General features: G+C 63.7%; 7 protein-coding genes and 1 pseudogene. 5 read left to right on the top strand and 3 right to left on the bottom strand.

Annotation, left to right across the window (positions count from 1 at the left end; genetic code table 11):
• Positions 1-699, bottom strand: a pseudogene (locus ACHFGA_RS03280) (M3 family peptidase); the annotation flags it as partial.
• 20 nt (positions 700-719) lie between these two features.
• On the opposite strand from ACHFGA_RS03280, the gene ACHFGA_RS03275 reads away from it, so the two are divergent.
• Complete coding sequence (locus ACHFGA_RS03275; RefSeq protein WP_394281003.1) at positions 720-2015, top strand: carboxylesterase family protein; 1296 nt, start codon at positions 720-722, stop codon at positions 2013-2015.
• A 242-nt stretch (positions 2016-2257) separates the two neighbouring features.
• The gene (locus ACHFGA_RS03270; protein ID WP_394281002.1) at positions 2258-3199 is read left to right on the top strand and encodes a phosphotransferase; all 942 of its coding nucleotides are present in this window, start codon (positions 2258-2260) and stop codon (positions 3197-3199) included.
• On the opposite strand, the gene idi is transcribed toward ACHFGA_RS03270, so the two are convergent.
• Positions 3196-3750 (bottom strand): isopentenyl-diphosphate Delta-isomerase, encoded by a 555-nt coding sequence (gene idi, locus ACHFGA_RS03265; RefSeq protein ID WP_394281001.1) that lies wholly within the window; start codon positions 3748-3750, stop codon positions 3196-3198. The two genes, ACHFGA_RS03270 and idi, sit on opposite strands and share 4 nt — an antisense overlap.
• 10 nt (positions 3751-3760) lie before the next feature.
• Positions 3761-4336 (bottom strand): hypothetical protein, encoded by a 576-nt coding sequence (locus tag ACHFGA_RS03260; RefSeq protein WP_394281000.1) that lies wholly within the window; start codon positions 4334-4336, stop codon positions 3761-3763.
• Between the two features lie 94 nt (positions 4337-4430).
• On the opposite strand from ACHFGA_RS03260, the gene ACHFGA_RS03255 reads away from it, so the two are divergent.
• Genes ACHFGA_RS03255 through treS form a run of 3 tightly spaced genes read left to right on the top strand, consistent with a single transcriptional unit; the run spans position 4431 to position 9238 of the window.
• Positions 4431-6323 carry an ABC transporter ATP-binding protein gene (locus tag ACHFGA_RS03255; protein WP_394280999.1) on the top strand — a complete coding sequence of 631 codons (1893 nt, stop codon included), beginning with the start codon at positions 4431-4433 and terminating at the stop codon, positions 6321-6323.
• A 10-nt stretch (positions 6324-6333) separates the two neighbouring features.
• Positions 6334-7470 carry a MalY/PatB family protein gene (locus tag ACHFGA_RS03250; RefSeq protein WP_394280998.1) on the top strand — a complete coding sequence of 379 codons (1137 nt, stop codon included), beginning with the start codon at positions 6334-6336 and terminating at the stop codon, positions 7468-7470.
• A 10-nt stretch (positions 7471-7480) separates the two neighbouring features.
• The gene (gene treS, locus ACHFGA_RS03245; protein ID WP_394280997.1) at positions 7481-9238 is read left to right on the top strand and encodes a maltose alpha-D-glucosyltransferase; all 1758 of its coding nucleotides are present in this window, start codon (positions 7481-7483) and stop codon (positions 9236-9238) included.
• Positions 9239-9344 lie beyond the last annotated feature (106 nt).

Below are 9344 nucleotides of genomic sequence, written 5' to 3'. Positions count from 1 at the left end.
CTTGCGTGAGGCGTCGAAAAGTTTGTGCCTGCTTTCCGACGATTCCAGCTGCGACTGTGCCGATTGTGTCGTCGGCAATTCAATGGGCAGCACGTAGCCATCACCGTCTGCGGCGGCGTCGATGCGTGCCTGCGAGAGCCCCGCTAATTCTTTGGCGGTATCGAAGCGGACGGCGAGCTCGGTGGTGTCGGCAAGCAGGTTGCGGCCGAAAAGTTCAGAGAGCTCAGAAAGGCGCCGGTTGATCGTCGATAAGCGATCCTTGCCCGCCTGGTCGAGGTCGGCGCCGCGGCGGGTGAAGGCGCGCAGCAACTTGCCGTGGAGGCGGCGTGACTCCTCGTCCTCCGGCACAGTGACGGCCTGAATGCGGCGGTAGAGCTCCGCGTTCTGGTAGATGGCATCGGAATGGGCGGAAAGCTCCGGCACCCAGCGGTCGGCGACTTCGTCGAACTCTTTGCCGCCGTCGGTGCCCTGCAGGTTGAAAAACCAGGACGCGACGCGGTCGAGGTCCGCGCCGGAGAGCTCCAAGGCCTCCACGGTGTTGGCCCAGGTGGGTTCTTCTTCGGCAAGGATCTGCGCAATCTCCTCGCGGTGGCGCTCCAAGGCGACCGGGAAAGCGGCGTCCGCATCGGCCACGGTGATCGCGGCGAAGTCCGGCAATTTATACGGCAGTTCGGATTGCTGAAGAAGTGGGTTTGTCATAATGGCTAGACTACAGCGGTATGCGCAACGCTGAAGTGACCTGCCCCGCCGGCACCATCATCGGCCGTTCCGACGGCACCGTGGACATCTTCCACTCCGTGCCCTACTCCCACATCCCCAGCGACTTCGCCGACGCCCGCCCCGCCGACCGCGGCCTGCTGATCGACGCCACCACCCCGCAACCCGAACAAGTGGCGCTCACAATCACCCGGCCTGCCAGCGCGCGCGACCTCGACGACCTGCCCGTCATCGTCTATATCCACGGCGGCCGCTTCGAAAACGGCACCCACGAAGACCCCCGCGCCGCCGGCTACGCCAACGCCACCCAAGGCGTGATCCAGGTCCAGATCGGCTACCGCGTCCGCTTCGAAGGCTTCGCCCGCTTCCACGACGACGAACCCAACCACTACCGCGGCATCGACGATTGCGCCCTCGCCCTCGAATGGATCCAGCACAACATCGAATCCTTCGGCGGCGACCCCACCAACGTCACCCTCGTCGGCCAGTCCGCCGGCGCCACCACCGCCCTCTGGCTAACCCGGCGCGACCACTACCGCGGCGCATTCCGGCGCGTGGTGGCCATGAGCCCCAGCTTCCCCCGCGCCTCCTACGAGCAGCGGCGCACCGGCGTGCAGGCCGCCTTCTTTGGCATGGTCACTAGCCGCGCCAACATGGAAAAAGCATCACGGGCTCGTCGAAAAGCGGCCTATAACCGCTTCCGCACCCGCCACATCCTGGACATCGCCTTGGGCCCGGCCCCGCTCACGCCCCGTGATATGGCGGAGGTGGACGTGGTGGTCTCGTCGACACGCGACGAATTCTATACCCAGCCCTTCGCCGCCCAAGCCGACAAGCTGGGACAAGGCGCTGCGATGGTGCGCATGTTCGGGCCCGCCATGGGGCTCAAGCGCGACACGACGAGCTACTGGCTGGAGCACGCCCGTGCCATCGACCCGCGCCACCTTGCCGGGCGCTTCGTCACCGACGCCTCCGTGCGCCGCTGGGTCGACCACGTCGCCGAACACGCGCCGGGGCGTACGTGGCAGGCTGAGTTGCTTTCCGACGAACTCTCGCCCGCTTATCATTCGTGCGATATTCGCCCGCTGTTCGGTAACACTCCCTACGCCGCGGGCGATGGACTTAATGCCTGGTTGGTCAATTACGCCCGAACGGGGGAGCCTGGCTGGCCCGAATACAACGCGGTGGATGGAAAAAATGTGCTTAAAGTGGACTTATCAGGTACAAATGACACGTTAAGTAAAAACCCGTTGGGGTATATCCGACACTCGTTTACTGAGCTTCCGATGGAATCTTAGAGAATCGAGCCGGGGCAGCCCTGACCTGCGGGGAAACGCGAAGAACTTAAGGAGTTTGCATGATCCAGGAGGCCGAAATCGGCGACTGGCTGCGGAGGCAGCCTTTTTATCGTGGAGATCGCAAGGATGACCCTCAGGTTCGCATCATCAAAAAGGTTCCCTTCTTAACGGGGCATCAATATTTCGTTGATACATCACATGCTGGCGCCTACCAAATTTCCCTCAACCAGGACGGCACGGACATGTCTGACAACCTCAGCACGGCGCTGGAGCGCAACACGGTCAAGAAAATCCCCTTCACCGAGGGCGCTGAGCTCCACGGATTCCTGCCGGATAGGTACACCTTGGAGCGCGTCGACTACCCGGATAGCCCCAACCTCAACTTCCGCTTGACGGACACGGGAACCGGCGAACACTGCCTGTTTCGCGTCTTCCACTACCTGCCGGAGGGCATCAACGACGAGGTGGAGATGCTCTCCCAGCTCTCCGGCCCCCACTTCCCTTCCCTGCTGGGCCACGTCACCCTCGACCTGGACGAGAAGACCTACACGCTGTCCGCTGTGGAAAGCTTCAACGCCGGCGAGAAGGGCAGCGAGATTGCCAAGCAGAACTCCTCTGCGGGCTTCTACGAGCACAATGATCTGATGAAGCTCGGCCAAACGGTGCGTTACATGCACGATGCCCTGGCCATGGCCTTCCCCACCGACTCTCTGCCGCGTCACTATATGGGCGACCACCTGTGGGAGCTCTTCGACATCCTGCTGGCCGACCATCCCCACTTGGAGGAATACCGCAGCCACATCGCCGCCCTGATCGACGGGATGCCGGAGGAGTTCCCCGTGCAGCGGATCCACGGCAACCTGCGGCTTGAGGTCACGCTTTACGACGAGGGCCAGTGGACCATCATCGACTTCGAAGAATCGGTCCCCTACCCGGGTGCTGCCGAACTGCGTAGCCCGACCGACGACATCGCTGGCATCGTCGGGTCACTGCGCTCCCACGGCGCCAACAACCCGATGTGGTGCGAAAACGTGGTGCGCAGCTTCCTCGAGGGCTACGGGCAGGACAAGATCACGCCCACCTTTAAGGCGTGCATGGCGCACCGCGGGCTGGTCATGCTGGCCGAGGCCACCACTGACGCCGGACGCTTCCAAGGCCGGCGCATGCTCAGCCTGGGGGCCTAGCGTTCTTCCCCTGAGAGGACGGAGCTTAGGCGGTGGTCGAAAAGTTCTCCGACCATCCAGTCGGAGAACACCCACGGGGTGGTCTGGGCGGTGGCCAGCACCTTGCGGGGATCGGCCCACACATAGGCGTCGATCTCGCTGGGCTCCGGGCCGATCAGTGCGTCCTCGTGCAGGCGGACGACGAAGACGGGGCAGATCTCATTTTCCACGATGCCGGCCACGTCAGTTGCGCGATAGCGGAAGTCTGGGATGACCTCGCGGATCTCTGCAATATAGTCGGCCGCAATCCCCACCTCCTCGCGTGCCCGCCGGCGCACCGCAGCTACTAGCTCTTCGCCCGGGGCCGGGTGGCCGCAGAAGCTATTGGTCCACACGCCGGCGAAGGTTTTCTTCGCCAGGGAGCGGCGCGTCATCAGCAAGGAGCCCTCCGCGTCAAACACCCAGGCAGAAAATGCGAGGTGCAGTGGCGTATCGGTGGTGTGCACCTCCGCCTTGTCGGCCTCGCCGATGGCGGCGCCGTTGTCGTCGAGAAGTACTACGCGTTCAGACACAGATTTTCCTTTAATTGTTGAGGTTGCCGGAGAAGGTTACGTTCGCGATGGTGAACTCGGCGTCCCATATGTTGCCCGTTGATACGTCGAAGGCATAATGCAGGTTGGTCATCGCCCCCGGCCCCAGTGGCAGGTCGAGCCCCACCGTGTCGATGCCGGCCTCCTCGGCGCTCATCGGGTCGGCCGTGGACTCGCCCGAGGAGGACCCCGGCGAGTAGCGCAGCGTGGGCTGCCCCAGCGCCTCGGGCGGCATGGGGACCTTGGAGTTATTGGCTACGGCCACCGTGACGACGGTGCCGCCGTTGGGCGCGTAGGTGGTGCCCTGCCAGTGGAAGGTGAGGTCCATGCCGGGGTCGTCGACGGGAGAGCCGTCAATCTTTTCGGTGACGGTCGGCTCCACCTGGCGGGTTTCGAACTCGGGCTCGGCGGCTTCCGCCGTGGTGGCCACGCCGGTAGTCGGGGTGATCGGGTTTTCCCCGTTGGTGGCGTCACCGTCGGCGGTGTCGTCGTTAGCACACGCGACTGTCCCCGCCGCCAGGCTGAGCGCGGCGAGGAGCGCGACTGCGCGGGAATGCTTCAAAGCCATGGGTACCTTTCGGTTCGCGTCGTGTGGCCTACTTTAGCCGGTCAGTGACTGGCCGCGTGCACTGGACCCGCGTTGTTGTTAGCATCAACATCTTATGCAGTCTCTTTCCCGCGTTCTTCGTAGCGCCTCTGCCCTGTGGCCTTTATACATTGCCATTATTGTGTTCGCCGCGGTGCAGGCGGCGCTGGCGCTTGTGAGCCCGTTTATCCTGCGTGAGGCGACGGATACGATCGTCGCGGTGGTCTCCGGCGAGACGGTGGCGCAGGCGGTGACACGCACGATCATCTGGTTGTCGATCGCGCTGTTCGTCGCCGACCTGGCATCCACCGTGGCGCAGAATATCGGCGGCTACTTCGGCGACGTGATGGCGATGCGCCTGCGCCAGATCCTCTCCACGCGCTACTTCGCGAAGCTGCTGGCCCTGCCGCAGCGCTATTTCGACGGGCAGATTACCGGCACCGTCATCGCGCGCCTAGACCGTTCGATCGCGGGAATGACGCAGTTCATCCAGTCCGCCTCGAACTCCTTCCTGCCGATGATGCTGCAGGTCATCGCGGTGCTGGTGATCACCACGTTCTACTACTGGCCGCTGACCCTCTTGCTCGCCGCGCTCTTCCCGATCTACATGTACCTCACAGCACTCACCTCAAAGCGCTGGCAGCGCATGGAGGGCGAGAAGAACGCGGAGATCGACGCCGCCAACGGCCGGTTCTCCGAGGTCATCGGCCAGGTCAAGGTGACTAAGTCTTTCGTCGCGGAGATCCGCGAGCTCGACGATTTCGGCAGCCGCTACGGCCGCACCGTCGAGATCACCCGCCCGCAGTCGCGCTGGTGGCACGGCATGGACACGGCCCGCGGCGCCGCCATGAACGTGATTTTCCTGGCCATCTACCTGCTGCTCTTCCTGCAAACGGTCAACGGCCGCTTCACCCTCGGCGACATGGTCATGCTGATCACGCTAACCAACATGGCGAAGCAACCCGTGTTCATGATGAGCTGGATCGTCGACGCCGCCCAGCGCGCGATCGCCGGCTCCAAGGACTACTTCCGCGTGATGGATGAGCGCGTCGAGCCCACCGCGAATCAGCAACTCGTCGCCGCCACCGAGGCCTCCGGAGTGCCAGTGCTTAACGACGAGCACCCGGCCCCACTTGAGCCCCAGCCACCAGTGGTGCGTTTCGACGATGTCTCCTTCGGCTACGAACCCGACGAACTGGTGCTGCGCGATATTTCCTTCACCGCGCGTGAGGGCGAGCGCGTGGCGCTGGTGGGCGAATCGGGCGGCGGCAAGTCCACGGTGATCAACCTGCTGTTGGGCCTCTACCCCATCAATGGCGGCGAGCTCACGGTCTGCGGGCATAACGTCGATACGCTCACCAATGAGCAGCTGCGCGCCTCCGTCGGCGTGGTCTTCCAGGAGCCGAACCTGTTTTCCGGCACGATCCGCGAAAATATCGCCTACGGCAAGCCGGACGCCACGGACGAGGAGATCGAGCAGGTCTCCCGCCGCGCCAACGCGCATGACTTCATCATGGGCTTCCCGGATGGCTATGGCACCGTCATCGGCGAGCGCGGCCTGCGCCTGTCGGGTGGCCAGAAGCAGCGCGTCGCCGTGGCCCGCGCCATGCTGAAGGACGCGCCTTTGTTACTTCTCGACGAGGCCACCTCCGCCCTGGATAACAAGTCCGAACGCCAGGTCCAGGCGGGCCTGAATGAGCTGATGCGCGACCGCACCACGATCATCATCGCGCACCGCTTGTCGACGATCGCCGACGTGGATACCATCATCACGCTCGATGGCGGACGGATCGATGAAATCGGCTCCCCGGAAGAATTGGCCGTCTCCGGCGGAATTTATTCAGAACTTTTGCAGCTGACCGCCTCCACCTCAGAGGCCGACCGTGCCAGGTTAAAGCGTTTCGGTTTCGTCTCCGGCGACGACGAGGAGGACGCCGAGGAGCCGACAGGGTCGACGCGCGCTGACTAAACTGTCGGCCATGCAGTTTCCAAGCCTTGAGACCCTGAAAGCCCGCGGCACCCGCAAGTGGACGCAGTTCGACGACGACGTCCTGCCGCTGTTCATCGCCGAGAGCGACTTCCCCACCGCCGCGCCGGTGCTCGACGCGATCCAGGAGTGCGTGGACAACGAAACCTTCGGCTACACCCCGGCCAACTCGGGTCTGCCGGAGGCGCTGTCGGAGTTTTATGCCCAGCGTTACGGCTGGCGCCCCGACCCGGCACGCGTGGTCACTTGCGCCGACGTGGTGCGCGGCATGCTGTTGGGCATTCAGTACTTCACCCGCCCGGATAGCCCCGTAATCGTGCCGGTGCCCAGCTACCCGCCGTTTCTGGAGCTGCCGGAAACCGCCGGCCGCCAGCGCATCGACGTCGCCGCCACCGCCGAAGGCCTGGACTTCGAAGAGATCGAGCAGGCCTTCCAGCAGGGCGCCGGCTCCATCCTGCTGGCCGCCCCCAATAACCCCTGGGGCTTCACCTTCAGCAAGGACGAGCTGGTTCAGCTGACCGACATGGCCGCCCGCTACAAGGCACGTGTGCTTGTCGACGAAATCCACGCCCCCATCGTGCTCGACGGCACCCACGTGTGCGCGGCCAACGTCTCTGAGACCGCCGCCGAGGTCTGCATCACCGTCACCGCCACCTCGAAGGCATGGAATATCGCCGGCCTGAAGTGTGCGCAGATCATCTTCTCCAACGACGCGGACATCACAACCTGGAACGCACTTACCGGCGTTGCCAAGGATGGCACCGGCACCCTCGGCGTGTACGCCGCAGAAGCTTGCTACCTCCACGGCACCGAGTCGCTAGAACAGCAGCTCGACCAACTGCGTGAGAACCGCCAGTTGCTCGTCGATAAGCTGCCTGAAGCTGTACCAGGGATCCGCTTCACCGAGCCCGCCGCTACTTACCTGATGCTGCTCGACTTCTCCGAGACCGCCCTGCGCGAGAAGCAGCCGGCCGCATGGCTTCGTCGACACGCGAAAGTGGCGTTGAACGAAGGCACCAGCTTCGGGCCCGGCGGCGAGCACAAGGCGCGTCTCAATTTCGCAACGAGTCCGGATATTTTGCGCGACGCCATCGACCGGATAGGTGCAGCCGTGCGCACAATTGCCTAGCCTTGAACGCATGGACGAAACCACTTACCAATCGGACACTGACAACGAAGGCCGCATCGTCGAACCAGACGCAGGCGACTTTGACACCCCGGCCCCCGCGCCCGGCAACGAACCCTGGCAACGGCCGGACCCCGAATGGTACAAAGACGCCGTCTTCTACGAAGTACTCGTGCGTGCGTACTACGATCCCGACAACACCGGATCCGGCACGCTCAAAGGCGTGATGGAAAAGCTCGACTACATCCAGTGGTTGGGCATCGACGCCATCTGGCTGCCGCCGTTCTACGACTCGCCCCTGCGCGACGGCGGCTACGACATCCGCGACTTCCGCAAAGTCCTGCCCGAATTCGGCACGGTGGAAGACTTCGTCGAACTGGTCGACCAGGCGCACCGCCGCGGCATCCGCATCATCACCGACTTCCCCATCAACCACACCTCCGACCAGCACCCCTGGTTCCAGCAATCGCGCCGCGACCCCAAAGGCCCCTATGGCGACTACTACGTGTGGAGCGACACCGACGAAAAATACTCCGAGGCGCGCATCATCTTCGTCGACACCGAAGAGTCCAACTGGACCTATGACCCAGTGCGCAAGCAGTACTACTGGCACCGCTTCTTCTCCCACCAGCCGGACCTGAACTACGACAACCCCGAAGTCCAAGACGCCATCCTGGACGTGATCCGCTTCTGGCTGGACCTGGGCATGGACGGCATCCGCCTAGACGCCATCCCCTACCTGTTCGAGCGCGATGGCACCAACGGCGAAAACCTGCCCGAAACCCACGACTTCATCAAGCGCGTGCGCCGCATGTTCGACGAAGAATACCCCGGCCGCTTCCTGCTCGCCGAGGCCAACCAGCTGCCCGAAGAAGTGGTGGCCTACTTCGGCGACCCGGAGGCGGGCGGCGACGAATGCCATATGGCCTTCCACTTCCCCGTCATGCCGCGCATCTTCATGGGCCTGCACCAGGAGTCCGCGGCGCCGATCATCGACATCCTGAACGAAACGCCTGCGATCCCGGAGTCCGCGCAGTGGGGTATGTTCCTGCGCAACCACGACGAGCTCACCCTCGAAATGGTCAGCGACGACGAGCGCGACTACATGTACGAAAACTTCGCCGCGGAACCCCGCATGAAGGCCAACGTGGGCATCCGACGCCGCCTCGCCCCGCTTCTGGGCGGCCACCGCGGGCGCATCGAGCTGGCCCACGCTATCTTGCTGTCGCTGCCGGGCTCCCCATTTTTGTACTACGGCGATGAGATCGGCATGGGCGACAACATCTGGCTGCCGGACCGCGACGGCGTGCGCACCCCCATGCAGTGGTCTAATGACCGCAACGGCGGCTTCTCCCGCGTCGAACCCGAGCGCCTCTACCTGCCGGCGATCCGTAACGACCAGTACGGTTTCCAGGCCGCCAACGTGGAAGCCCAGATGTCGCGCGATAATTCGCTGCTGCACTGGGTGCGCCAGCAGGTGCATATCCGCAAGCAGTACAAGGCTTTCGGCCGCGGCTCGCTGAAGTTCGTCCACCACGAGAACCCGGGCGTGCTCGCCTTCATCCGCGAGTACGAGGGCGAGGACATCTTGTGCATCAACAACATGACCTCGCGCCCGCAGGCCGTGGAGATGCATTTGGGCGAATTCAATGGCGTGACCCCGCGCGAGCTGTCCGGCGGCGAGTACTTCCCGACGATCGGCGAGCTGCCCTGGCTGGTCACCCTTGGCCCGCATGGTTTCTTCTGGTTCGACATCTCCAGGAGCAACTAATGGATCTAGCCAAGGAACGTTTCTACGGGGCTAAAACGGAGCGGATCGACGAGATCACCGTCGCCGCCTCCCAGCCCGCGGGCAGCTACACGTGGCAGTTGCTTGA

The sequence above is a fragment of the Corynebacterium sp. genome, assembly GCF_043426755.1.
Classification (GTDB): Bacteria; Actinomycetota; Actinomycetes; order Mycobacteriales; family Mycobacteriaceae; genus Corynebacterium.
The sequence above is the reverse complement of the archived record's forward strand: the minus strand, read 5'-3'. Positions and strand labels throughout refer to the sequence as shown.